At 71.5% G+C, this 24,394-nt stretch carries 20 protein-coding genes and 2 pseudogenes; 10 read left to right on the top strand and 12 right to left on the bottom strand.

Annotated elements, in window-relative coordinates:
• Positions 1-623 precede the first annotated feature (623 nt).
• Positions 624-1,004, top strand: coding sequence for a hypothetical protein (locus ACF061_RS35950; RefSeq protein WP_392271212.1), 381 nt, complete (start codon positions 624-626; stop codon positions 1,002-1,004).
• A 445-nt stretch (positions 1,005-1,449) separates the two neighbouring features.
• Positions 1,450-2,316: a class I SAM-dependent methyltransferase gene (locus ACF061_RS35945; protein WP_392271211.1), complete on the top strand. Its 867-nt coding sequence runs from the start codon at positions 1,450-1,452 to the stop codon at positions 2,314-2,316.
• Between the two features lie 209 nt (positions 2,317-2,525).
• Here ACF061_RS35945 and ACF061_RS35940 read toward each other — a convergent pair whose 3' ends face one another.
• Positions 2,526-3,116 carry a DUF6232 family protein gene (locus tag ACF061_RS35940; RefSeq protein ID WP_392271210.1) on the bottom strand — a complete coding sequence of 197 codons (591 nt, stop codon included), beginning with the start codon at positions 3,114-3,116 and terminating at the stop codon, positions 2,526-2,528.
• A gap of 641 nt (positions 3,117-3,757) precedes the next feature.
• Between ACF061_RS35940 and ACF061_RS35935 the strand changes: the two genes are divergently transcribed.
• On the top strand, positions 3,758-4,969 hold the full coding sequence (locus ACF061_RS35935) for a PP2C family protein-serine/threonine phosphatase (RefSeq protein ID WP_392271209.1): 1,212 nt from the start codon (positions 3,758-3,760) through the stop codon (positions 4,967-4,969).
• A 203-nt stretch (positions 4,970-5,172) separates the two neighbouring features.
• On the opposite strand, the gene ACF061_RS35930 is transcribed toward ACF061_RS35935, so the two are convergent.
• Positions 5,173-5,985, bottom strand: a complete 813-nt coding sequence (locus ACF061_RS35930) for an ArsR/SmtB family transcription factor (RefSeq protein ID WP_392271208.1) — start codon at positions 5,983-5,985, stop codon at positions 5,173-5,175.
• A gap of 147 nt (positions 5,986-6,132) precedes the next feature.
• Here ACF061_RS35930 and ACF061_RS35925 point away from each other — a divergent pair, with 147 nt between their 5' ends.
• The 4 genes from ACF061_RS35925 (at position 6,133) to ACF061_RS35910 (ending at position 9,876) form a co-directional block, all read left to right on the top strand.
• On the top strand, positions 6,133-7,587 hold the full coding sequence (locus ACF061_RS35925; protein WP_392271207.1) for an MFS transporter: 1,455 nt from the start codon (positions 6,133-6,135) through the stop codon (positions 7,585-7,587).
• 344 nt (positions 7,588-7,931) lie between these two features.
• Positions 7,932-8,819, top strand: a complete 888-nt coding sequence (locus ACF061_RS35920; protein WP_392271206.1) for a ThiF family adenylyltransferase — start codon at positions 7,932-7,934, stop codon at positions 8,817-8,819.
• The gene (locus ACF061_RS35915; protein WP_392271205.1) at positions 8,816-9,472 is read left to right on the top strand and encodes a hypothetical protein; all 657 of its coding nucleotides are present in this window, start codon (positions 8,816-8,818) and stop codon (positions 9,470-9,472) included. Before ACF061_RS35920 ends, ACF061_RS35915 begins: the two co-directional genes overlap by 4 nt.
• 200 nt (positions 9,473-9,672) lie before the next feature.
• A complete protein-coding gene (locus ACF061_RS35910; protein WP_392271204.1) occupies positions 9,673-9,876 on the top strand; it encodes a hypothetical protein in 204 nt (67 codons plus the stop codon).
• On the opposite strand, the gene ACF061_RS35905 is transcribed toward ACF061_RS35910, so the two are convergent.
• From ACF061_RS35905 to ACF061_RS35870, 8 genes are all read right to left on the bottom strand, one after another.
• Positions 9,846-10,226 carry a peptidase inhibitor family I36 protein gene (locus ACF061_RS35905; RefSeq protein WP_392271203.1) on the bottom strand — a complete coding sequence of 127 codons (381 nt, stop codon included), beginning with the start codon at positions 10,224-10,226 and terminating at the stop codon, positions 9,846-9,848. The genes ACF061_RS35910 and ACF061_RS35905 overlap by 31 nt on opposite strands.
• Before the next feature lie 165 nt (positions 10,227-10,391).
• Positions 10,392-10,919 (bottom strand): DUF6584 family protein, encoded by a 528-nt coding sequence (locus tag ACF061_RS35900; protein ID WP_392271202.1) that lies wholly within the window; start codon positions 10,917-10,919, stop codon positions 10,392-10,394.
• 266 nt (positions 10,920-11,185) lie between these two features.
• On the bottom strand, positions 11,186-12,103 hold the full coding sequence (locus tag ACF061_RS35895) for a glycoside hydrolase family 19 protein (protein WP_392271201.1): 918 nt from the start codon (positions 12,101-12,103) through the stop codon (positions 11,186-11,188).
• Positions 12,104-12,612: 509 nt separating this feature from the next.
• Entirely contained in the window at positions 12,613-13,527 is a 915-nt protein-coding gene (locus tag ACF061_RS35890; protein ID WP_392271215.1) for a YceI family protein, read from the bottom strand.
• Positions 13,528-14,067: 540 nt separating this feature from the next.
• The gene (locus ACF061_RS35885) at positions 14,068-14,766 is read right to left on the bottom strand and encodes a hypothetical protein (protein ID WP_392271200.1); all 699 of its coding nucleotides are present in this window, start codon (positions 14,764-14,766) and stop codon (positions 14,068-14,070) included.
• A gap of 233 nt (positions 14,767-14,999) precedes the next feature.
• Entirely contained in the window at positions 15,000-15,383 is a 384-nt protein-coding gene (locus ACF061_RS35880; protein ID WP_392271199.1) for a RidA family protein, read from the bottom strand.
• Positions 15,384-15,445: 62 nt separating this feature from the next.
• A complete protein-coding gene (locus ACF061_RS35875) occupies positions 15,446-16,939 on the bottom strand; it encodes a carboxylesterase/lipase family protein (RefSeq protein WP_392271198.1) in 1,494 nt (497 codons plus the stop codon).
• 22 nt (positions 16,940-16,961) lie between these two features.
• Positions 16,962-17,876, bottom strand: a complete 915-nt coding sequence (locus tag ACF061_RS35870) for an MBL fold metallo-hydrolase (RefSeq protein ID WP_392271197.1) — start codon at positions 17,874-17,876, stop codon at positions 16,962-16,964.
• Between the two features lie 426 nt (positions 17,877-18,302).
• Here ACF061_RS35870 and ACF061_RS35865 point away from each other — a divergent pair, with 426 nt between their 5' ends.
• Together ACF061_RS35865 and ACF061_RS35860 are read left to right on the top strand one after the other, a co-directional pair.
• On the top strand, positions 18,303-21,086 hold the full coding sequence (locus tag ACF061_RS35865) for an AAA family ATPase (RefSeq protein ID WP_392271196.1): 2,784 nt from the start codon (positions 18,303-18,305) through the stop codon (positions 21,084-21,086).
• Positions 21,087-21,363: 277 nt separating this feature from the next.
• Positions 21,364-21,749: pseudogene (locus ACF061_RS35860) on the top strand (TetR family transcriptional regulator); the annotation flags it as partial.
• Positions 21,750-21,844: 95 nt separating this feature from the next.
• Here the strand turns inward: ACF061_RS35860 and ACF061_RS35855 are convergent.
• Positions 21,845-22,071 (bottom strand): annotated as a pseudogene (locus tag ACF061_RS35855) (Tn3 family transposase); the annotation flags it as partial.
• A 278-nt stretch (positions 22,072-22,349) separates the two neighbouring features.
• On the opposite strand from ACF061_RS35855, the gene ACF061_RS35850 reads away from it, so the two are divergent.
• Positions 22,350-23,381: a hypothetical protein gene (locus ACF061_RS35850; protein ID WP_392271195.1), complete on the top strand. Its 1,032-nt coding sequence runs from the start codon at positions 22,350-22,352 to the stop codon at positions 23,379-23,381.
• Between the two features lie 51 nt (positions 23,382-23,432).
• On the opposite strand, the gene ACF061_RS35845 is transcribed toward ACF061_RS35850, so the two are convergent.
• Entirely contained in the window at positions 23,433-23,906 is a 474-nt protein-coding gene (locus ACF061_RS35845; protein ID WP_392271194.1) for a hypothetical protein, read from the bottom strand.
• Positions 23,907-24,394 lie beyond the last annotated feature (488 nt).

The following is a 24,394-nucleotide window of genomic DNA, read 5'->3' as shown; positions in this document are numbered from 1 at the left end:
TCCGGACCGGCCACGTCGAAGGCGGCGTCCACGTCAAGAACGGCGTCGTGGGCAGCTTCCGCGTCGTCGAGCGCCACAAGGGCGGCGAGTACTGACCCGGCGCACCACCACGACACACGCCATACAACGGAGAACCCCGGCCCGCCGTAATCGGGCCGGGCTCCGCCACCAGGCGCACGACATGAGAACCCCGGCCCGCCGTACTCGGGCCGGGGTTCCCGTCTGTGCGACACGGGGCGAGACAGGAGTCCGGGCCGACCACGCCGCCCTCGCCGGTCCCACCGCCGGCGACGCCCCGGCCCGCCGTCCTGACCGCGGTCGCGTCGGACCGCATGGCCGTCCACGACCGCGCGCCCACGCCGCGCCGGGTCGGCGGCGCCCGCCGTGCCGGCCGACCGCCGAGTGGGCGAGGACGGAGCCGGCGGATCGACGCGAGGACGGAGCCGCACCGTATAGGCTCGAACGTGCCGAGCGGGCCGGGGTCCGTGGCCTGACCGAGGGGGTCGCACAGGGCCGTCGAGTACTGGTACGCCTACGTCGCACGCCATCTCGAACCCCTCATCGACCTGTGCCGCCGCGACTACGCGGCAGAGCGCGCGGCGGGCAACCTCAACCCCGATCCCATGGCGGGTGGGGTGGAGCGGACGCTGCCCTACGGAATGGACGACGGCAACGGGCTGGTGCGGCTCACCGTCTTCACCGAGGTGGTGCCGGTCAGTCATGAGCGCCGGATCCGCGTCGTGGTGGCCGCGGCGGCGCGCGGATGGCACCAGGACGACGGCAGGGTGGCCCTGCCGCGCTTCACCGACTGGGGCGCGGAATACGTCCGGTCGAGGCAGGAGAGGGCCGACGCCACGGCCATGACCGATCTCCCGCGCCCCGACGGGCCGTTGACCCGCGGCATGGCCAAGGCCCTGTGCGCGGCCGTCGGCGGACTCACCGAGTCACTGCGCGAGGAACCCGGCGGAGAGGTCGGCTTCGCGGTCGCCGTACGGGACGAGTAGCCGGCCGTACCGCCGTCACCCGCGGCGTCGGTGGATCGGACACACCCCCCCTTCCCGTGGGCAGTGCCCGGCGGGCCCGCCGCGGGCGCCGCGACGGCAACGGCAACGACGGCAGTGCGCGCGGGGTTCGAGCCGGCAGGTCGTGCCGGCGGGAACAGAACCGGTGACGGCCGCCCGGTCGCGCACCACCGTGCCCTGCCCGGCGGACCCCGGCAGTGCCCGCGCCTTCGCCGCCGTCCGCGCGAACCGGTCGGCACAGGGCTCCGCCACGCGCGCATCGGGTCGCATGAAGGGCACGTGTGACGGCCCGGATCTCTCTGCCGTTCCACATCCGCCCCGACAAGAAGGCAACTCCTTTGAAAGTGGCGGTGGTTGCTTGTTTGGGCGCGCGCCCATATGGTTTGAGCGCCTGCCCATTCTCCGTCGTCCACCACAGGAGGCACCCATGCCGGACATCGACAACACCCAGCAGGCGCAAGCGTGGAACGGCCCCGAAGGAGTTCACTGGGCCCGCCACCAGGACCGCTGGAACGCGGTGAACGAAGGCTTCAACGAGCCGCTCCTCGACGCCGCCGGGATCAACCCGAACCACCGCACCCTCGACCTCGGTTGCGGCTCGGGGCAGACCACACGTCTCGCCGCCCTCCGGGCACCCCAGGGGCACGCGCTGGGTCTCGACCTGTCCGGCCCGATGCTGGCCGAGGCCCGGGCCCGCGCTGAGCGGGAGGGCATCGTGAACGCTTCCTTCGTGCAGGGCGACGCGCAGGTGCACCCCTTCGAGGCGGGCGCCTTCGACGCGGTGATCAGCCGTTACGGGGTGATGTTCTTCGCCGACCCCGTGACGGCCTTCGGCAACGTCGGCCGGGCGCTGCGGCCCGGCGGCCGCCTGGCGTTCGTCTGCCCGGCCGAGCCCTCGCTCAACGACTGGGTGACCGCGATGACTTCGCTGCGCGACTTCCTGCCGGTCGGGGACTTCGGGCGGGCCGGGTCACCCGGCATGTTCTCCCTGTCCTCACCGGACCGCGTCCGCGACGTCCTCACCGCGGCCGGATTCACCGGCATCACCGTCAACCAGGAGCAGGCACACGGGAGATGGGGGAGCGGAGCCGCGGACGCGGCGGAGTTCCTGCTGGGGACGGGTCCCGGTCGCCACCTGATGGAGCAGGCCGGCACGACCGCACGGGACCGCGCCCGCCGCGCCCTGACGGATCACCTGCGCGCTCATGAGACGACGGACGGCACGGTCCGGCTGCGCAGCACATCGTGGCTGGTCACGGCGGACCGCCCGGCCGGCCCGTCGGCCAGGCCCTGATACCGCGACGGCGCGGGTGGCCGGGGCCGTTGTCGCCACGGCCCCGACCCGCTGGCAGGCCGAGAGCGGCGCGGAACGGCTGTCCGCTCTCCCTGACGACGACTCGCGCCCGGATCAAGTGCCTCGGCGGCACCGGGTGCGGCTGATGCCGATGCCGTCGTGGCCGCCGTGCGCATCGAGCACGGGGCCGCGGGGGCTGGGCGCGTCGCTCACAGTTTGAACCCCGTGTTTCCCCGGCCGCCGTGCATGTTGACGACTGAACCGTAGTTGTTCGTGGTGTTGCTGCGGAACTGCTGCACGAGCGTGGAGAACTCGGCTTCCGGGTTGTCGATCGCGCGTACGATCCGGTCGGCGATCTGGCGCAGTTCGTCCACGCTCGGCAGGGTCACGACCACCGTCGAGCCGCTGGCCATCTCGACGACCAGCACCGGTTTCGCCGGCTCGAACAGGTCTTTGAGGGCGTAGACGACCAAGACGATCAGGAGCACGGACAACGACACGTCGGACTGCCCCGAGACGCGTACCTCGCCCTTGGTCGTGGAGCTGATCACGGCGAGGACCAGGCCGAGGCCGATGAGCCACTTCAGGAAGCGGTTGACGGCCGCGCCCCGGTCGGGCTTGAGCCGGAAGGCGTCGACCCAGGTGATGCTGTGCAGCGGGATGGCCACCGAGCCCACCCACAGCATGCGGCGGCTGACCTGGAGGACCAGGGTGCCGCCCTTGCGGGAGGCCGGCGGCGCCAGGGGCGGCCGAGGCGGCGGCCCGGGCGGTGGCGCGCCGTAATCTCCCACCGAGTCCATGCGCCCCCCGTGTCGTCGTCACCCCCACGCGCATCGCGGGACCACCATTAAGCGCCCGCGGGTGGCTGTGACACAGCCGAGAAGCAGCCATTCCGCCACTCTGTACGGGAGCTTCCGGACCGTGACGACCGCTCCGCGCGCCCCCTGGGAGCCGAGCGGATGGAGATCACCGACGACACCCGCCACGCGCCCCGGACCTCGCCGGCCGGACACTGCCCGAGCCGGCCGGACACTGCCCGAGCCGGCCGGACACTGCCCGACCGGGACGGACACCGCCCGACTGGAACGGACCCACCCGCACCTGGCACCCCGGCAGCATCGACAGCCGCTCCACCCCCCATGGCCACAGGCGCCGGCCGCCAGGCCGACGTCTCGGTGGGAGGACCCCGTGGGGGACCGCCGGAGCGTACGGTCCCGGAAAGGCTCGCGGTTCACGCGGTCGCACCGGATGGTGGCCCGCGACCGGGGCCTGCCGTCGGCGGCCCGCGGTCGCCCCGCTGATCACCCGCCGGCGTTGTCATCCGGGAGCCCGAAACGTACATGATTCAATTTTCCCCGGCGTTATCGAGCGGTTTGCGGGCACCCGGAAGGTGAGTGAACGGACGACTCCTTCCTGAGCGACACCTGTCATGCCGACCGAGATGACCGCGGCTGGATACAGGGCGCTGAACGCCCTGGTGCACGAGGCTGCCCAACACGGCCCGGCCGCGCTCCCCGAACTCGCCGGTCTGGCCGCGGCACGGCTCGGCATGCACGAGGTGTCCATCTACGTGGCCGACGTGCAGCAGGACGTCCTCATTCCGCTGCCGAACCCCCGCATGAACGATCAGCCCACCATCCCGATCGACGACAGTCTCGCCGGCTGGTCCTACCGGACCGCCTCCGTCCGTGTGACGGAAGCCGACACCACCGGCCTGGAGATCTGGATGCCGCTGCTCGACGGAATCCAACGCATCGGTGTCGTGGGCCTGCGCAGTGATCGGCTGGACGCCCCCACGTTGCAGTTCTGCCGGTCGCTGGCCGAACTGCTCGCCCTGCTCGTGCTCACCAAGGGGGAGCACAGCGACACCTTCACCCGCCTCCAGCGGATCCAGCCCATGCGCCTGCCCGCCGAGATGGTCTGGGCCTTTCTGCCGCCGCGCACCCTCAAAGCCCAGGAAGTCGTCTCGTCCGCCGTCCTGGAGCCCGCCTACGACCTCGGCGGTGACGGCTTCGACCACTCACTGATCGACCACACCCTGCATGCCACGATCCTCGACTCCATGGGCCACGACCTGTTCTCCGGCCTGACCACCGCCGTCGCCATGGCCGGCTGCCGCAACGCCCGCCGCAACGGAGGCGACCTGCGGCAACTGACCGAATCGGTGGACCACACGCTCGCGCAGGAGTTCCCCGACCGCTACTGCACCGCCATCTTCGTCCACCTCGACCTGAGTACCGGCGAGCTGACCTGGACGAACTGCGGCCATCCGGTGCCCCTGCTCATCCGCGACCAACGCCTGGTCCCCGGCGCCCTCGACCGCCCCACCGAGCCCCCGCTCGGATTCGGCGCCCTCGTGGACCAGCCGAGGCACGTCCACTCCTACCAGCTCGAGCGGCAGGACCGGGTCCTGCTCTACACCGACGGCGTCACCGACGCCCGCTCCGACAACGGTGAGATGTTCGGCCTGGACAACTTCACCGACTTCATCATCCGCGCCACCGCGGCCGGTGAGCCCGCCGACGAAGTCCTGCGCCGCCTCATTCACGCCATCCTGGTCCACCACGACCATCACCTCAGCGACGACGCGACCATCCTGCTCTTCGAATGGCAACCCGGATCCGTGCATCCGCCCACCATCCCGGTCCTGTGAGCGACGGCGCCGCCACCCGCCGCGCCCGAACCACCCCGGGGACGCTCCGACCGCTCCCGGTGGTCCGCCCCGACCGCGCCTCCCTCGACTTCCGGGGGGGGCGCACCACGGCCCCGCGCCGGCCCGGCGACGGCGCGCGCGGCCGCGGACAGGCATGGGCACGGGCACGCGACCCGGGCACGGGTCCGGCGTCCGCGGACCCGTCACCAGTCGAGCTGGAAGTGCTGCCGGAGCGCGGCACGTCCCCGGTCCGTGACCCTGACCGACCGGTTCTTCGCCGCTCTGACGATCCACTCGCCCCGCAGCGCGCGGGCCAGCAGGAGCCGCCCGAGTTCCCCGGCCAGGTGGTGCTGCTGCTCGCTCCAGTCGACGCAGTAGCGGATCGCCGGCCGGTGCTCTGGCGTGTCGACGGCGCCGAGCCGGTGCAGGAACCACACTCCGGTGTCGGTCAACTGGTAGCTGACGTCGCGTCCGTAGCCGGTCAGGCCGTCGAGGACGGCGGTGTCGGGGTGGCGTTGGCCGTCGCCGCCGGTCAGGTGGCCGGCCGCCAGCATCCGTTGCAGGACGGCGACGCCGAGGCGCCCGGCCAGGTGGTCGTAACAGGTCCGGGCCGCGCGTAGGGCCTGCCCCCGGTTGCCCTCGCGCAGGGACCGCACCGGGCGGGGCGGTGACAACGCGGCCAGCCGCTCCAGCAGTTCGGCCACTTCGGGGCCGGCGATCCGGTAGTAGCGGTAGCGGCCGTGCCGTTCGGCGGTGACCATGCGGGCGTCCAGCAGCCGGGCCAGGTGACCGCTTATGGTCGAGGCGGAGACACCGGCCTCGGCCGCCAGCACGCTCGCCGGAAGGGCCCGGCCGTCCTGGAGGGCCAGCAGCACGGCGGCGCGGGAGGGGTCGGCGATCAGCTGGGCGACGGCCGAGATGTCCGCGTCGCCGGCCAGGGGCAGGTCGCCGCAGTGCGGTACGGGCGCCGGCCGCGGTCCGTCCGCTCCCGCTGGGGCCCGCATCGGATACGCCATGCGGCGAGTCTAAGGGGACGTCACTTCGGTCCGGGCCGAAATGACCCGGCCCTAGCGTGTGACGACGCCAGGCGAACGAACGGCCGCTTCCGCCCACGCAGCGCTCCGCACACGGGCGGGGCCCCGCCCACCCGGAAGGAACCGCCCGTGACCGAGACCCGGACCGCCCCTTCCCCGCGGCCTCCCCGGCGCGGGCTGATCCTCACCGCCATGTGCCTCGGCATGTTCCTGATGCAGCTCGACGCGACGATCGTCAACGTCGCCCTGCCCGCCATCGGCGACCACCTGCACGCCTCGGTCTCCGGCCTCCAGTGGGTGGTCGACGCCTACATCCTGCCGCTGGCGGCACTGCTGCTGATCGCCGGGAGGGTCGGGGACATCGGCGGCCACAAGCGGGTGTTCATCACCGGGACGGCGATCTTCGCGCTCGCGAGCGTCGGCTGTGCGCTGGCGCCGTCCGGCGGCTGGCTGATCGCCGCCCGAGCCGTCCAGGGAGTGGGCGCCGCGCTGGAACTGCCCGCGACGCTCGCCATCCTCGCGCACGCCTTCCCCGTCCCGGCCGAACGCGTCCGGGCGATCGGCGTCTGGGCGTCGGCCGCCGGGCTCTCGCTGGTCGCCGGGCCGGTACTGGGCGGTGCGCTGGTCGACGCGGTCGGCTGGCAGTCGATTTTCTGGCTGAACGTCCCGTGCGCGGTCGTCACCGGCCTGCTGGCACTGGTGGTCGTCCCCGCCACCCGCGGGAGCCGGGCTTCGCTGGACCTGCCCGGCCAACTGCTGGGCACGGTCGCGCTGGGCCTGGTGGCGTACGTGGCGATCGACGGGCGCCGACAGGGCTGGACGTCGGCGCCGATCGTCGCCGCCCTGCTGGTCGCGGTGGTCGCCCTGGCAGGCTTCGCCGTGGTCGAGTCGCGCGCCCGGGACGCCCTGCTGCCGCCGAGGTTCTTCCGCCTCCCGGCGTTCACCACCGGGAACGTGGCCGGCCTGCTGATGGGTTTCGCCCTGTTCGGCCTGCTGTTCGTGTTCTCGCTCTACTTCCAGCAGGTCGGCGGAGACTCCGCGGTGGAGGCCGGGGCCAGGTTCCTGCCGCTGTCCGTCGCTTACATGGCGACAGGCCCGTACGCCGGCCGGATCGTCGGCCGGCTCGGCGCCCGCTGGGCGTTGACGGCCGGGCTGGCGCTGGTGGGCGGCGGCTGTGCGGTGCTGACCGGCACGGCCGCGGACGGCTACCTGCTGACCGGGCTGCCGTTCGTTGCGGTCGGCGCCGGCTACGCCCTCGCCTCGACCTCGATGGCGGCCACCGTGATGGGCGCCGTACCGCCGGAGCGGGCCGGGATGGCGTCCTCGGTGAACAACACCGCCCGGCAGACCGGCGGGGTCCTCGGCGTCGCCGTGCTGGGTTCGCTGCTGGCCGACCGCGCCGCCGCCCGTGGGTCCGCCGGTCTGGAGTCGGGCCTGCACGACGCCCTGTGGATCATCGCGGCGTGTGCCCTGGCCGGTGCCGTCCTGGCCGGAGCCACGCTGTCCGGCCCGGCTCCCGCGCCCGGAAGAGGCGGTGCGCGTGAACGTACCGCCGACGGCCCCTCGGAGGTCGCCCACCGCTGATCATTCGCCCGAAATCCTCGGCAGCAGAATACCGGAGCCGCTTCGCCGGGTTCGGTGGATGACTATTGCCGAATTCAGGCCGGAAATGCAGGGAACGCACCTCCGGAATTGTATGTGACAGACATCACACGCAATTCCGGAGGTGTTCTGTGCATACGATTTCCCCACGCTCCAGCGGGGTTTCGCCGGGGCCGACGGGGAAAATCGGGGGTCACATTGTCCTGGCAGCCGGCCAGTCACGGCCGCACGCATGCCCGCCCTCCCGGGCCTGTCGGCGAGAGTCCGACCGGAGCGTCTCTCGCCGATCACATCGGCTCACACCGGCACATCGCTCAGGAGGACACGTGCGCGAGAAGTTCATCGGGACCTACGACGACGACGTGTACTGGCAGCGGGTCGACCGCAGCCAGGCCTGGCTCGGCGAGACGGACGAGGAGCAGCACGCCGCGCAGCTGAAGCTGCGCGGCGCGACCGTCGGCATAGCGGGCTGCGGAGGCATCGGCGGCGCCGTCGCGGTGCGGCTGGCCCGCCTCGGCGTACTGAACCTGAAGGTCGCGGACCCGGACGCGTTCGACTGGACCAACATCAACCGGCAGCTCGGCGCCACCCGGCACACGGTCGGCCGGAACAAGGCCCAGGTGGTCGCCGAACTGGCCCACGACCTGGCCGGTGACGTGACGGTCGAGGTCTTCGAGGAGGGGATCACGCCCGAGAACGCGGAGGAGTTCGTCGCCGGCTGCGACGTGGTCCTCGACCAGATGGACTTCTATCTGATCCGGGCCCGCTACGCACTGCACCGGGCGTTCCGGAAGGACCCGCGGCCGCTCTGCGTCCTGTCCGCGTGGTGCGTGGGCTGGGGCACTTCGGTGTACAAGTACACCCACGACAGCGAACCGATCGAGGAGCGCTACGGCTTGCCGGAGGACGCCGAGCTCACCCCCGAGGTGATCAAGGAGCTGATGGAGAAGTTCGTGCCGAAGGCCTGGCGGTTCCCCAGCGTCGAGGTCATCGAGGACTGGCTCATCAACAAGCGCAAGGTCCCGCTCTTCGCCGGCACGCCGCCGATCGCCGAGGCCCACGCGGTCCAGCGCACGGCCCTGGTGCTGACCGGCCTGGAGCGCGAGCCGTACGCCACGGTGCTGCCGCCCTCCCCGATGTCGTTCTTCTACGACGGCTCCACCCTGGAGGCCGAGCTGATCGACACCAGTACCGGGAAGCGGGTCGACACGTGACCGCCGCGGAACTCACCGCCCGCCCCGAGGCGGTGCGCCCGCAGGCCGACCACGGCATCGAGGTCGCGGTGGCCACCGGCGCCGCGTTCGCGGAGGGTCTGCGTTTCTGCGCGGAGAAGTACCAGGCGGAATACGGGGCGTCGTGGATTTCGGAACCCGATGTGCTGTTCGTGGCACGGCGGGAGGGAAAGATCATCGCGACAGCCGGTCTGGAGATAGGCGCACGGCGGCCTCGCATCGACACCGAGCGCTATTTCCGGCTGACCCCGGGAATGCGCGGATTCATCGACCGCAACCGCGGTCGCTGCGGGGAATTCGGGCGTTTCTCGTCGAACGACCGACTGGGCGCCCAGGCCGTCCTGCACGCGCTGATCAGCTACTGCAGCCAAGCCGGGATCGAGTACCTCTTCGCCTGGGCCAACCCGCAGGTGCACGCGCACGGGGCGAAGCGGCTGGGGGTGCCGTTCTGGGCCGTGGACGTGCCGATAGACGAGCAGGAGGTCCGCGGCGACGTGCACTGGACCAGCCCGCCGTTGCGGTTCTTCCTGCGAGAGGACCACCCGAGGCTGATGCTCGCGATCATCCCGTTCTTCGACCTGGTCAACGAACGGCTCGCCGCTGCTTACGGGCGTCCGCTCGACCTGACGGGCTGACGGGCTGACGGACTGACGGGCTGACGGGCTGACGGACTGACGGGCTGATGGCCTGACGGGCTGACGGGCCGGAGTCCGACTGTCACTCGGCGGACCGGCCGGGCGGCTCCCGCCGTCCGGCCGGCCCACGCAGGTGTGCGCGCCCGCGCAGGTGTGCGCGCCCACGCAGGTGTGCGCGCCCGCGCGGGCAGGTGTTGACCGTGCCGATCGACGCCCTCTTCGGCGAGGCCGGCACGGTTCCCCCGCCCGCCGTCGGACAGTGGCGGCACCACACCGTCGGTGAGTGGTGCGTCCACCGGTTTCCCGGCGGGCTCTTTCGCATCGATCTTTGGCACGGCGCCTTCATGCAGGCGCCGTGCGGGCGGCTGCGGCCCTACTGGGGTTTGAAGGAGCGGATCTGGTAGCTGCCCTGCAGGTTGCCGCCCGTGGCGGCGGCGGTGGACCCGACGCGCGAGTTGTAGTTGGTGTGCGTGTAGTACTGCACGCGGTGTCCGGTTCCGTTCCAGACCGAGAGCACGTTCTTGCCCCGCTGGATGAAGGAGCAGTTGTCGGCGGTGTTCGCCTTGCTGGCTTGTGACCACTGGCAGCGGGTTCCCCCGCCGTTCCAGTCGCTGTAGATGCAGAAGTATCCGGAGGTGCAGTTGTAAGCCGCCAGGTTGCCTCCGGCGGCCGGGGCCGCGGTCACGGCGGGCCCTGTACCGATGGCTGCCGCGAAGGCGGCCGCGGCGACGGCTAACGACTTGATGTGACGCATGACGGTTCTCCTCTGCCTCGTCGAGGGTGCGGAGCATTCACACCACTATGAACAATCTGAGCTACTCGGGCAGAAGGTAAACAGCGGACAAATCAGCGATATATCCCTCAATCGGGGGAGCGGGAGTCGCTTCGAACGGCGGCTCGCGCCAAGGCGTCCTGACGGTCAGTCGAAGAGGGCCAGGACTCCGATCACCCAGACCGCGAGGAACGCGATGGCCCCGACCAGGCAGCCGACGCCTGCCAGCACACCGCTGACCGACCAGGGGTGGGAAGGCGCCTCGGACTTCTCCTCCAGGTCGTCCCGGTAGGAGGCGGGGTCGTCCCAGTCGACGGGGTGCCCCAGCTCCTCGGCGCAGGCGGCCCGCACCGCGGCCAACCGCCCCTGCGCGAAGGAGGTGGCAGCCAGATCCTCCGGGCCGTGCCAGGCGATGGCCTTCATCCGCCACCCGGGAGACCCGTACCGCGCCTCGAAGGCGGCGGTCTCCTCGGCGTCGCGGTCTTCCTCGAGGTACATCCAGCGCCCGGCCTCGGCGGCATCGCCGTAGAGCCGGTACACCTCGGCCAGACGCCGGCGGAGCGTCAGGTCGTACGGAAAGGAGGAGACGAGACCGCGCAGACGCTGGCGCGCGACGGGAACCCGGCCGGCGGCCAGGTCCGCATCGACTCGGGCAAGGGTCTCTCTCAGGGGCATGAACGCATGATCGAATACAATGGTGACCGGTGTCGAACCGGTTCTGCCCCGTTCCGGGCGGGCGGCGACGGTCGGTGTGGCGCCGTGACCGAACTCTGCGGCAGCCCCGGCGGATTGATGCGCCGGTGTGATGCGGTGACCATGGGCCGACTCGGCAGCGGGCGGTCGGCCGTCCGTGGGCTCGGCGGCGAGGCCGCGGGCCGGAGTGCGTCCGGCCCGCGGCGGTCCAGTGGGGGTCGCGTGGGGGAGATGGGGGAGTCGGCGGATCAGCAGGAGAGGTTGGGGCCCGTCGGGACGCCGAGGATCCGAGTGAACTCCTTGTACCGGTTGATCCGGCTCTCGACCTGGCGCGGGTTGCCGCCGTCGCACTCCAGCTTGCCGTTGATCGAGCGGATCGTCTGGCCGAAGCCGGCGCCGCTGACCATGGCGTCATGGCCGGTGATCGGACCGGGGCCGGCCTGGGTGTTCCAGTACCACAGACCGGTCATCATGGCGACGGCCGGATTCGTCTCCACCACCTCGGGGTGGTTCAGCAGGTCGATCCCGAGGAAGTCGCCCACGGTCTTGTAGTTGAAGTTCCAGCTCAGCTGGATCGGTCCCCGCCCGTAGTACGCGGACTGGCCGGCCGGGCAGCCGTAGGGCTTGGTGCTGTCGCAGTAGTGCGGGTAGTTCGCCTCGTTGACCTCCTTGATGTAGTACAGGCCGCCGGTCTCGTGGCTGATGTTCGCGAGGAAGGCCGCGGCCTCCTGCTTGCGCATCGTGTCGTTGCCGGTGTGGGCGAACTTGGGGAACGCCTTCATGGCGTCCGTCAGGCCCTGGTACGTGTAGAAGGGGTTCCGGTTCGGGAACATCTGGTCGAACTGGGCCTCGCTCACCACGAAGCTGTTGGGGTACGGGTTGCCGCCGGTGCCGCAGGTGTACGGCGCCCAGTAGTAGGTGCTCACCGTCGGGTCGTAACCGGGGTTGTCGCGCACGGCGACGTAGATCTTCCCGTCGGTGTACTTCACGATGTCGCGCGCCTGGTAGTTGGCGCCCTTGGACCAGTCGGGGGCTACGGCGCACTCGTCCGCCGGGGCCGTCGGGGGCTCGGCGGCGTTCGCCACCGTGGGCATGAGTGCAGTCGCCGCCAGAGAGCCGACCGCCGCGAGCCCGGTCAGCAGCGCCTTCACGCGATTCCTGAGCACAGAGTCCCCTTTCGTGTGACGCGGCCATGGCAAACAGGCCCGGTGGGAGCCGAGCCGATGCGCACAGGCCGTGCCGAAGGATGCTTTCGGACACTGAACCCTCCCCCTTGATCGCAGTCAAGGTCTAGACCAAAGGAATCTCCGCCGGCTCGTCCCGGACGCGGGCCGGGCGCGGGGCCCCGGTGGGCGGCGCCCCGCTCGGCACCGGCTCGGTCCCGAACTGCGCCCCCTGCACGCCGCGTTGCTGATACAGAGACCCAGACCGGGTCCCGTGTGGTGAGGCGGACGAGTCGCTTGCGGCGGTCGGGCTTCAGTTTCCAATCCCACCTGCCGGGCGTGCGGCCGAGACGCGGCGGCGTGATCGCGGCACACCGTTCAATGGCGTGTGCACGCGCCTTGGATGTGGGGGGTGGCGGGGCCGTGCGGGATCAACCGCTCGGCGGCCGGCGCCGGTTGGTGCGGCGGCTCGGTCAGTGCGGCATGGGGGAGGCCAGGCAGGCGTGGAGGGTCTACTGCGGTGGCGTGGGCGTGTCGTGGGTGCGGTACATCGCCTGTACGTCCAACTCCAGCTGGACGGTCGGACCGACGACGGCGATGCCGCGGGCCAGCATGGAGCGCCAGTTGAGGGTGAAGTCCTCCCGATGGAGTTCGGCCTTGGCGAGAGCCGCGCAGCGCAGTTCCTGGTCGTAGCCTCCGTTGACCATCCCGAGGTAGGTGGTGTCGAGGCCGACGGAGCGGCTGGTGCCGTGCATGGTGAGTGTGCCGTGCAGGGTCCACTTGGAGCCGCCGCGGTGGGCGAACCGGGTACTGGTGAAGTCGATGTGCGGGTAGCGTTCGACATCCAGGAAGTCGGCGGAACGCAGGTGGTTGTCGCGGGTGTTGTTGCCCGTGGTGAGGCTGGAGGCGTCGATGCGCACCGACACGTGTGAGTCGGCCATGTTCGGCGCGACGCGGATGCCGCCCTGGAAGCGGGTGAACCGCCCGTGGACATGGGCCATGCCCACGTGCTTGGCGATGAACCGGATCGCGGTGTGCGGAGGATCGAACAGCCAGGTTCCGGCTGTCGGGAGTTCCATCTGGCGGGCGGGCTGGAGCGCGATGCGCACCGGGGGCAGCGCCACCCCGGCGGCGATGTCGAGGCTCTCGCGGGCAGGTGACAGGCCCTCGGCCGCGATCATCACGCTGTAGGAGCCCGGTGGCAGCGTCGCTATGAAGTAGCCGTGGGGATCCGTGGTGCCACGCGTGGCGACCCGGTGGCTGTCCAGGGCGGTCACGGTGACCTCCGCTCCGCCCATGGGCTGGTCCATGGGATCGAGGACCTCGAAGCCGAACGCCCCGGCGCCGGGCGGCAGGGGGACCGAGATGCTCGATCCGGCGCTGGAGGCACCATGGGAACGCCGACGACGGAGCAGCCCGAGAGCCATGGAGTTCACCCTTCTTCACCTGCGTCACCGTCACGCGACCCGCTCAAATGGTTACGTTCGCGGTCGCCAAGAATCGTCGACGACAAGAGGACGGACGCGGAGCCAGTAGTTCATCGACGATCATAAAGCCACCCACGCGCAGGTGCTTCGACCCGATGTCGAAGCTGTTCAACCCTCCTGTCGGGGGATGCGGGGCCCCATATCAGTACATCGGCCGACCATATCGCCACACCTCGACTTCGTTGCTTTGCAGCAATGCTGTGGTGAAGAGCACGGAAAGGGACCGTGATATTCACAACCGGTCTGCGGTTTCATCACGGACCTGACACAGGCGGGCGGGCAGCGCCTGGCGGCCAGGACATCGGGAGGTCGACCATCAGGCACGGTGTGGTCCGCACCGCACGCGAGGCGTGACGCAGCCGATCGCGGCCATCAGCGGACTGCCGGCGGGCCGTACGACCGCCGGAGGGTCGGCGTGGACGAGCTGTCGCGGGCACGGTGCGGCATGGGCGTCGGCGCGGGCCCGCGTACCGGCGCCCTTCACAGGCCGCATCTCCCGGCGGCGAGTGCCGTGATCGCGCACTCGGCGGCGTGTCGTGCCGCGAGCGCGGAAGGGAAGGGACCGTGGCCGTGGGCGGCACGGCCGGTCGGTCCGTTCGTGATCCGCCACTGCCAGGCGGTGCGAGCGGCAGGAGGGGAGGGATGGCGCCAGACGGGCCGTGCCGCGCAGGGCGCGTTCTCCGCCTTCTGGACCGCTACGTCGTGGACCACTCCGCCGATCAGGGCTGAGGCGCGCCTCACGTCGTCGTCCACGGTCCAGCGCAGGGGTGTCGGGGTGGACTCCGACACTTCCAGGAGGACGTCGGCGAGGTCGGCCAGAGTCCGGTACAGCGCGGCACGGACCGCGTCGGCGTGGTGACGGCCCCATCGGCATGGGGTCCGTTCGGCGATTTCGTCCACCACGGCCTGCGCGGCGAGTTCGTCCAGCGGGTCGGGCTCCGCCAGGCGTTGCCGCGCCAGGGTCGCCGCGGCGCCCCATGCCAGGTCGTCGCGGGTCATGGCGGTGCCGCGGGCCAGCGCCCACAGGTCGACGGGACCCAGGTCGTCGACCGTGTGCTGGATGCAGCGGGCGGCCGCGTCGGACGCGGGCGGTACGTCGGCGTTCAGGAGGCCGGCGCGCACCTCGGTGGCCGCGCTCACGTCGCCCGGTTGCAGCGTGTCCAGTGGCAGCGAGGCCACTGCGTGGAGAACGCTCCCGAGGACCCGGCGTACCGGATGAGACCCTGGGGGCGGCGAAGGGCGCCCCGACAGGGAGCACAAGGCGTCCAGCAGGTCCGCCGGCACGACTCTCAGGCTGACGCACGCCCCGGCCTCGCGGCCATCCATCCTGCCCCCTTTCCGCTCGTGGGGATGGCGGCTGGTCCGGCGCGGTCCGGGGAACCGCGCAGGACCAGCCTTGCTCTGTGGCCGAGTCAGTCGCCCAGCACCGCCAGGGCGTCGATCTCCACGAGCAGTCCCGGCGGGAGCCGCGTGTACACGGTGGTGCGGGCGGGGAAGGGCGCGCCGACGGTCGCCGCGTACGCCTCGTTCAGCTCGGGCAGGTGGGCGGGGTCGGTGAGGTGGACGCGGAGCATGACGACGTCCTCCAGGCCGGCGCCGGCCGCCTCCAGGACCGCGATGACATTGCGCAGGGTCCGTGCGGTCTGCTCGGCGACGGTGGTACCGACGACCTCGCCGGTGTCCGGGTCGAACGGGAGCTGACCGGACACCTGAAGGACGGGGCCCTTGCGGATGCCCTGGGACAGCGGGGCCGGCAGGGCGGGGGCGTTCTCGGTGGTGATGACGGTTCTGGTCATGGTGTTCCTCCAAGCGGCGGTGGTCCTCGAAAGAGGGCGAGCAGGCGGAATCCGTGCGGGTGTCAGCCCCAGGCCCGTCGTTCCTCGCTGCGGGGGTCGTCGACCTCGGTCCACTCGGCGTCGATGCGCATCGTGGCCCGGCGTTCGGTGTCGTACGGGTCCCAGCCGGGGTCGCCGGTGGTGGCGAACCGTATCCAGGTCTCGTGCATGCGGGCCGCGAGATCGGCGGGGGGCTTGTCGGGGCCGAGCAGGGCGGCGGGGCCCCGCAGTCGCGGCAGGTGTGTGAGATCGAAGACGAAGGGCAGCTCGACCGCGTGCGTGGCGCCGAGTTCTCCGTCCAGGGCGTGCGAGCGCCAGGCGAACTCGTAGGCGAAGGTCGCGGACCCGGGGTGGGCGGCATGGGCGCCGGCCAGGGCCCTGCTGCCCGCGCCGAACAGCGCGTCGCCCATGATGGCGGAGCGCAGTTCGCCGTAGGACGCCTCAGGACGTGTATTGCGGTACGTCTCCACGAGCCGCGCCGGGTCCGGATGCGAGCGCGCCGCCGTGTCGTCCACGTCCTCGGCGGTCGAGGAGGCGTACTTGCCCACGGGGACCAGGTAGAGGAGGCCCTCCTCCGTGTTGGTCCCGACGAGCAGGTCGACGCCGGAGCCGTGTCCGTCCCCGACGGACTCGGCGGGCTGAGTGTCCAGGACCAGGCTGAAGGGGCTGAGGCCGATCAGGGGGTCGTGGTGGGTGGCGGTCCGCAGGTCGATGCCCGCGAGCTTGGAGGCGGCCTCCACCAGACGCTCGTCGGAGATCTCCGCGAAGGCGTCCACGTGCGCCTTGACGCCCAGGACCTCGGCGGCCGCGGCGGTGACGCGGGCGGCCTGCTCGGTGCTGAACGCGCCCAGTCCGCTGCCGCTCTGCACGATCGCCCGGCGGAACAGGCCCGCGGCCTCCGCGGTGGCGAGGACGCCGCCGACGACGGTGGCCCCGGCGGACTGGCCGAAGAGCGTGACGCTGTCCGGGTCACCGCCGAACGCGGCGATGTTCTCCCGCACCCAGCGCAGCGCGGCGACGACGTCGAGCAGGCCGCGGTTGGCGGGCGCCCCGGGGAGGTCGAGGAAGCCGGCGATGCCGAGCCGGTAGTTGAGGGTGACCAGGACGACGCCGTCGCGGGCGAAGGCGGAACCGTCGTACATCGCGGACCGCGTGGATCCGGCGACGAATCCGCCGCCGTGGACGAACACCATCACGGGCAGGTCACCCTGCGCGGCGGCGGGCGCCCACACGTTGACGGTGAGGTAGTCCTCGCCGCGGCTCCAGCCGGTGCCGAAGTAGGGGGCCATGTCGATGCCGCCGAGCTTGCGCTCGGACTGCGGCGCGTTGGGGCCGGGGACGGTGGCGTCCCGTACGCCGTCCCACGGCTCGTGCGGCTCGGGCGGCGCGAACCGGCCGGCGCCCAGGGGAGGGGCGGCGTAGGGGACGTTCAGGAAGGCGGCGGTGCCGTCGTCCTGGCGAAGACCGCGGATGGCGCCCTGTGCGGTGATCACGACGGGCTCTGAGTGGTGGCTCACTTCTGGTGCCTTTCCGCGGGCCTCAGCCCTGCTCGGTGTACGGGGTGAAGGGCGCCCAGCCCTTGACGGCGAAGGCGCTTCCCTCGCGTACGACTTCGGCCGCGCCGTGGCCGCCCAGGTGGGCCGGGATCACGAGGGCGTTGTTGTCGGCCGCCCAGCCCAGCACCTTGCGGCGGGTGGCGCGGGCTTCGGCGGGGTTCTCGCAGAAGCAGCTGTTGGCGTCCGGTTCGAGGATCTGTACCGGGCTGTGCAGCATGTCGCCGACGAACACCGCGCGGTCCGTGCCGGAGGTGAGGGTCAGGACGGAGGAGCCGGGGGTGTGCCCGGGAGCGGTGTCCAGGCGCAGGTTCGCGTCGATCTGGTGACCGTGCTCCCACAGCCGCGTCTGGCCGGCCTGGTGCACCGGGGCCACGCTGTCCTCGAAGACGTTCTGGTTGCCGCGGCCGAGCAGCGGCTGGTGGCCGTTCTCGGGGTTCCAGAAGTCGAAGTCGGCCTTCGGCATCAGGTAGGTGGCGTTGGGGAACGTCGGCACCCACTGCCGCCCGTCCAGGTAGGTGTTCCAGCCGACGTGGTCGATGTGGAGATGCGTGTTGATCACGATGTCCACGTCCTCGGGCTGGACGCCGGCCCGGGCGAGGTTGGCCAGGAAGTCCGTTTCCAGGCGGTTCCAGACCGGGGCGTAGGGACGGTCCTTGTGGTTGCCCACGCCGGTGTCGACCAGGATCGTCTTGCCCTCGCTGCGCAGCAGCCAGGTCTGGATCGCGGAATTCACGATATTGGCCCCGTGATCCAGGAAATGCGGTGCCAGCCAGTCGGAGCCGGCTTCCCAGACTTCCTTCGAGCTTTCCGGGAAGAAGGTCTCGGGTGTCATTTCGACGGAACCGAAGTATTCCCGTACCCGGGTGACGGAGACATCGCCGAGGGTGATCTGTTCCATGAAGTGTCCTTGGAATTCGGAGGATTCACCCAACCGTACGAGCGGCCCCGGCGGGCGCGGTATCAGTCACGTGACTGCACCTGTGGGCACAGCTTCGAGTGCGGGGCGTTTCCGGCACGGGACGCAGCGTTCGTGCCCGCCGGCCGGTTGTCCCGGCGTGGCGATCCCGATGCCGTGACGGTGCGGAGAACGTACGGCTGGAGGCGTGCGGAGGTCGGCAGTCGCCTCGTCGCGACGTCCGTGCGGCGCGGGACTCCGCGGCCGGAACCCGCTCTTTGGAAGAACTCCATGGATGCCCTGGCCGGAATGTCCCGGACGACGACCGCGTCCGATGTGCTCCGAGCGGCTTCGACTCCGCTCCCGCGGGGCTGCGCCGCGGTTCTCCCGCGCTAGTATCCGGGGGTATCTCAATTCCCTGGAGCATCCGTGGAAAACGATGGAAGGGCTCGTGGGGGCCGGCGCGCGACGCGGAATCCCGGTCCGACGCTGGTGGGCCGCGAAACCGAGACCGCGGAAATCATCCGGCATGTCGGCGCTGATCGGTCCCGCGGTGACGTGTTGATCGTCACGGGTGACCCCGGTGCCGGAAAGAGCACGCTGCTCGACCTCGCGTCCGATCACGCACGAAGGGCGGGCGGCCGACTGCTGCGAGCGGTGGGGAGCGAGTCCGAGGCGCACCTCGGGTATGCCGGTCTTCATCAGATGCTCCGCCCGGTGCTCGGTGCGGCGGAGGGCCTGCCGTCGCGGCAGCGCGCCGCGCTCGGTGCCGTCCTGGGGCTCGACGAGTGTGCCGAGGCCCCCGACGCGATGGTCGTCGGGCTGGCGGTTCTGACCCTGCTGTCGGACGTGGCGGAAACGGCACCGCTGCTGGTGGTGGTCGACGACGCCCAGTGGATCGATCGCGGATCACTGGACGTCCTCTCCTTCGTGGCGCGACGTATGGACAGCGAGCCCGTGACGCTGCTGGTCGGTGTCCGCACCGCGGCCGCGCTGCCCGGCTTCGACAAGGGTTACGACCGCCTCGACCTCGGCCCGCTGGACAGTGAGGCGGCCAACCGGCTGCTCGACCGGCAGCCCACGCCGCCCACCGGCCGGACCCGCGTGCGGATCCTCGAGGAGGCGGCCGGCAACCCCCTGGCCCTGGTGGAACTCGCCCACGCCACCGCGGTCCGTCCCCCCGAGGGCAGTGGCGTGCAGGGCCCGCTGCCGGTCACCGACCGGCTGGAGCGGATCTTCGCGGGGCACGCGGCCGACCTGCCGGAACCGACCCGCCGGGTCCTGCTGCTCCTCGCGGCCGCCGACGCGGCGGACGCGCGGGCAGCCGCCATGGGACTCCCCGAGGCGGACGACAAGGCGTGGGAGCCCGCGGATCGGGCCGGTCTCGTACGCCGGGACGGAGCCGGGATCTCCTTCCGGCACCCGCTCGTCCGCTCAGCCGTCTACCATGCCGCGTCGTTCGCGGAACGCCGCGGGGCGCACCTCGCTCTCGCGGAGTTGCTGCGCGAGGAACCCGACCGCCGCGCCTGGCACCTCGCCGCCGCGACGGTGCGCCCCGACCAGGAGGTGTCGGCCGCCTTGCAGCAGACGGCCGACAGGGCCCGGCGCCGGGGCGGCTTCGCGGCCGCCGCCGCGGCCCAGGAACGCGCCGCAGAGCTCAGCCCGCGCCGTGAGGACCGGGCGCGCCTGCTGACCGAAGCCGCCGCCACCGCCGTCTTCACCGGTCAGCTCGGCTGGGTGGAACACCTGGCCACCGCGGTCCGCGAGTGCACCGACGACCCGGCACTGCTGGGCAGAGCCGCGCTGGCCACCGGCCGGCTCATGTCTGTCGGCCCCCGGCACACAGCGGCCTTCGCCCTGCTCATGCGTGTCGCCGACGAGGCGGCGGATGCCCGGTCGCCCCTTGCACTCGACGCGCTGGCCGCAGCGGCGGTGGTCCGTTACTACTCGGGCGAGGAGTCCCAGCAGCGACAGATCCAGGACCTGCTCGCCCGCATGCCCGACGATGCCGCCACAGCGGCGCTGCGCGCCTGGGTACTGTCCGTCTCCGACCCCGGCGGCGCAGGAGCGTCCCTCGCACCGGCGCTGCCCGGGCTCATCGCCGAGGCCAAGGGCGACGCCCGGCGCCTGACCGCGCTGGCCATCGTCGCCTGGCTGCTCGACCAGACCACCCTCGCCGCCAGGACCTTCGACGAGGCGTCCGACCGGTGGCGGGCCCTCGGCCCGCTCCCGGACGGGCTGGGATGCGCGGTCGGCTGGACCCGCCTGGAGCAGGGCCGATGGGCCGAGGCCCGCGCGGTGGCGGCCGACATCGCGGCCATGGCGTCGGCGGCCGGACTCGACCACGCCGAGGCATGCGCTCAGGCACTGGACGCCACGGTGGCCGGCCTGCTGGGCGACCCGGCCACCGCACGCCGGCTCGCCGAGCGGGCCCTGGCCCTCGTCGACCCCCTGGAGAGCCGCTCCGTCGCGGTCTTCGCACGCCGGGCCCTGGGGCTGGCGGCCGTGGCCGAGGGCGACTACGACACCGCGTACACACAGTTCCGCTCCGTGTTCACCGACGACGGCGATCCGGTCCACTACCACGTCTCCTACACCGTCCTGGCCGAACTCGCGGCCGCGGCCGTCCGCCGAGGACAGCAGGAGCACGCCGCGGAACTGCTGGAGCGGTCGGCGCGAAGCCTCGGTACAGGCATGTCGGCACGGGTGGCCGCACTGATCGACCGAGGTCGCGCCCTGCTGGCGGATCCCGAGCACGCGGAGCCGTTCTTCCAGGCGGCGCTCGCGGAGCCCGCGGGTGAGCAGTGGCCGTTCGAACGGGCTCAGACACGGCTCGACTACGGGGAGTGGCTCCGCCGCCGGCGCCGTGTCGCCGAGTCCCGGCCACTGCTGAGCGCCGCCCTGGAAACCTTCCAGCGGCTGAGCGCGCGGCCGTGGATCGAGCGGGCACAGGCGGAACTGCGCGCCGCCGGCATCGAGGCGACCGACGTCCTGCCCAGTGCCTTCTCCGAACTCAGCCCTCAGCAGCAACAGATCGTCCATCTGGCGGCCCGCGGTCTGACGAACCGCGAGATCGGGGAGAAGCTGTTCCTCTCACCACGCACGGTCGGCTCCCACCTCTACCGGGTCTTCCCCAAGCTGGGCATCACCGCCCGCTCGCAACTCCGCGACGTGCTCGAGGACACCCCGTCAGGTACCGGCGTGCGGACCTGAAGGCCGGGGCGACAGAGCCGGCGGTCCGACAGGCCTGGCGGCGGCTCGCGGACACCGGGCCGCCCAGTCAGGCGTGTGACCGCTCACCGGCCGTCGGCCCGCACCACACCCCGGCCGCCTGCCCGGAGCCGACCGCCCCGATCCGCCGGCAGTTCGCCGAGGTGGCTGCTTCCCAGCCGAAAGCCGCGGTCGTCGTCATGTCAGGCCTCGCTCGTGCTCGGTCGTCGGGTGGGGGACGGGGCGCGGTCGGCGAAAGCGGCCACGCGGCGTGCGACGGGAGCTCGAAAGGTCGAGCTCGCCCGAAAAGGTGCTCTCGTTTCGTGGCTCCGTGACTGCGTCGCGGTCGCACGCGAGTACCGGGGCGTGACAGAACTGATGGCGGCTGCCCTCGAGGACACCGAGTCCGCACTCCACGCGTCGTGTGTCACCATGCGCGCAGCCGGCACGGGGCTCCTGGCCCGTGCCCAGGCCGCGGGCACAGCCCGGACCGACGTCGATGGAACCGACCTGTTCGCGCTGGTAGCGGCGCTCGCGTGGCTCGGCGATCAACCTTCGTTCGCGCCACGCGCCGATCACCTTCTCGAGGTTGTCGCCGGCGAGATCCTGACGGCCGCGGGGTGCAGCGGCATCGAGGGGGAACGCCGCCCCCTGTCCCGTGGCTGAAAGCGTCAAGCGCGCGACCGGCGGACTCGGCCGCGCGACCGGAAAGGAGCGGTTCGACGCCGAGTTCGCCCCGTGCACCGGACGTCTCCGCTTCCCCACAGCCGCTGATCGGAAAGGTCCTTGAAGCGCGGCGAGAAGTCGTGGCCCAGCATCGTGAACAGCCCGAGCACCATGTCGAGTACGAGTCGCTGTCGGTCGCGACCATCCCAGGGTTCACCCCGGCATCCGGGTTCCGCAGAGCGTCCAGGATGTGCGGGGAGCCGCGCGAGGCGCCCGGCACCACCAACTGCCCGACGCCCGCGACCTGGTCGTTCACTGGCGCGGACCACTTGACGGGGCGGTCGGACGCCGGCCTGTGCGGCAACCGCGGCGCGAGAGAGCGAGGGCGAGCGCCCGCAGGCGCGGCTGGTCGGCTCCATGGCGGCAACCGATCCGACCGGGTACGTGGGAGACCAGGCGCGGACGGCGGAGCAAGCGTACGAGGCGGTTCACGAGGTCGTGGCACCACTCGCGGAACGTGTTGGCCGGTTCCAGCGGCCGAGTGTCGCCGCGGGCCACGAGGGTCGGCGGATTGTCAGTGCCCCTTCCTATGCTGACGCCATGGAGATCACCAAGCGGGCACTCGCCAAGGCGTGGCAGCGGACGGCCGCCGGACACCCCCTGCTCCACGGGGTCGGGTTGCCGCCCGTGGCCCTCTCGGACGACGAACTGGAGGGGTGGGCCGAGCGTGCCGAGGAGGCGGAGGACGAGGGCTTGCGTCTGCTGCTGGACGAGGACGGCACGGTGCGCGGCTATCACGGCCCCTACCGGGAGGTCTTCGCCACCCCCGTCCTCGAGCAGGCGCTCTACCTGATCGCGGAGGCAGCGATGAGGCGGCGCGGCGGCAGCCTGGAGGAGGTGGCCGACGCGCTGGAGCGGATCGACCCCGCGTGGGGCGGACGGTTCCGAAGTGGCGGCCTGGATGACGCCGGGACGGTCGAGCCGTGCGGGCGCGACCCGCTGGAGGGGCTCGCCTGGATAGCGGGCTCCTGGCGTCAGCAGGAGCCGTACACCACCCTTGCCTTCTTCCGCGCGGCGCCCGGGCTGAGCGTCGACGCCGAGCGACTGGCCCTGCTGTACGGGGCGGATCCCGCACAGGTCGCTGCCGGCACGCGCCTGAAGGACCTCCAGGCCGTGGACGGCGGCCGGGCCCACTGGGACCGTCAGTGGGAAAGCTGCTGTTTCGGGCAGGCAGGCGGCTGGACGTTCCTGCTGTACCACGAGACGCCGCCGGGGTCCTTCGCCGACAAGGAGGCGTACGAGGCGCTCGGAATCAAGGAGAGCGTGTGGCTGACCGCCACCTCCGCGAAGGCCATCTACACCTTCGACTACATGAGGGACGGTCGCCGCGTCGACGATGACTGGGGTGCGCTGGAGCTGATCTGGTACGAGCGCGGTCGTGCCCCCTACCTGCGGGGCGGCGAGCTGGACTTCCTCAACCGTGCCGTGCGCCGTGCCGAGTTGGACCACCCCGAACTGACCAGCACGTTCCAGCTGTACTTCCACGCCTTGGAGGAGTCCTTGGGCCTGTGTCTGCCGCGCCGAGACTTCGCGGAAGGGGAAGTGCGGGCCGCGTACTGGGCCGGGGAATAGCGGAAGGCACGGCGAGGGGGGTGCTCATGGACCAGAGGCAGATGACGGACATCAGCTCACGGCTCTCACCAGCCAGAGAGCCAGCCAGAAAACCAGCTCGATCAGCACCAGCACGTCGAACAGCACTGCGGCGATGAGTGCGCCGCTGCGTATGCGCCGCAGGAGCAGGCTGATACCGAGCCACACCCCATAGGCTGTCAGGCCGGCCGAGACGAGCAGGATGACGATCTGAACGCCCACCCCCGCCCCGCTTCGCGCCGTGATGGTGAGGACGTTGTAGGCCAGGAGCATCTGCGGAAGCCCGAGAAGCAATATCTTCCGCACGTCGGCCGCATCCGGCGTCCGGACGGGAGCCGCGGCAGGCCCGGGGGGCGGAAACGGTGGCGGGGGGCCCGCCGCGGCGCGCCGGCGTGTGGCGGTCCGCGGCGGCGGGCTGTGAGGCACATGGAGGGTCCTGGCCATCAGCTCGGCGAACTTCGGGTCCGCTCGCAATTCGGCGGTGAGTACGGAAGCCACGATGCCCATTGATTCCTCGCCGGGCCGCTCCTGCAGTCGGGCCAGGGCAGAGGCGCCCAGAGCGCTTCTGCCAAGGCGACCCCACACCAGTTCCCGAACCGCGGTCCTCTGTTCGGCCGTGACCGGAGTCCCTCCGGTCACCACCTGTACCGCTGCGGCGGCCAACTCCGAAGCCTGCATCGCCCACCCTTCCCCTCCCAGGCCTCCGCCCGATCAGCCAAGGCCTCAACGACCATACTCAGGACCGGAGTTCAGCATCAGTGGAATCTCCGGCCCGGGAGCTTCCCGTCCCACCGATGCCGAGGGACCTGCCCCCTCGCCTGCCTCGGTGAGCGGGTCCGAGCCGGCGTCGGAGGTATGTCGGCCGCCGCCCGCCGGGGACCGATCCCGTGGTCACCCTGGACCATGGTGGTGTCCACGCCCATGCCAGATACCGTCGTCGTCCTCGTCGCTGACCGGTTCCTCGACGCCGGCCTGCTCGTCGTCTCCGGCCGCTC

It is taken from the genome of Streptomyces sp. NPDC015220, from assembly GCF_043079345.1.
GTDB lineage: Bacteria > Actinomycetota > Actinomycetes > Streptomycetales > Streptomycetaceae > Streptomyces.
The sequence above is the reverse complement of the archived record's forward strand: the minus strand, read 5'-3'. Positions and strand labels throughout refer to the sequence as shown.

Excerpts from the sequence above, each read along its gene's own strand:
- ACF061_RS35935 (WP_392271209.1), top strand. The coding sequence starts at position 3,758 with ATGACCGCGGCTGGATACAGGGCGCTGAACGCCCTGGTGCACGAGGCT.
- ACF061_RS35905 (WP_392271203.1), bottom strand. The coding sequence starts at position 10,226 with ATGCGTCACATCAAGTCGTTAGCCGTCGCCGCGGCCGCCTTCGCGGCA.
- ACF061_RS35850 (WP_392271195.1), top strand. The coding sequence starts at position 22,350 with ATGGAGATCACCAAGCGGGCACTCGCCAAGGCGTGGCAGCGGACGGCC.
- ACF061_RS35950 (WP_392271212.1), top strand. The coding sequence starts at position 624 with ATGGCGGGTGGGGTGGAGCGGACGCTGCCCTACGGAATGGACGACGGC.
- ACF061_RS35845 (WP_392271194.1), bottom strand. The coding sequence starts at position 23,906 with ATGGGCATCGTGGCTTCCGTACTCACCGCCGAATTGCGAGCGGACCCG.
- ACF061_RS35945 (WP_392271211.1), top strand. The coding sequence starts at position 1,450 with ATGCCGGACATCGACAACACCCAGCAGGCGCAAGCGTGGAACGGCCCC.
- ACF061_RS35880 (WP_392271199.1), bottom strand. The coding sequence starts at position 15,383 with ATGACCAGAACCGTCATCACCACCGAGAACGCCCCCGCCCTGCCGGCC.
- ACF061_RS35900 (WP_392271202.1), bottom strand. The coding sequence starts at position 10,919 with ATGCCCCTGAGAGAGACCCTTGCCCGAGTCGATGCGGACCTGGCCGCC.
- ACF061_RS35890 (WP_392271215.1), bottom strand. The coding sequence starts at position 13,527 with ATGGCTCTCGGGCTGCTCCGTCGTCGGCGTTCCCATGGTGCCTCCAGC.
- ACF061_RS35940 (WP_392271210.1), bottom strand. The coding sequence starts at position 3,116 with ATGGACTCGGTGGGAGATTACGGCGCGCCACCGCCCGGGCCGCCGCCT.
- ACF061_RS35870 (WP_392271197.1), bottom strand. The coding sequence starts at position 17,876 with ATGGAACAGATCACCCTCGGCGATGTCTCCGTCACCCGGGTACGGGAA.
- ACF061_RS35930 (WP_392271208.1), bottom strand. The coding sequence starts at position 5,985 with ATGGCGTATCCGATGCGGGCCCCAGCGGGAGCGGACGGACCGCGGCCG.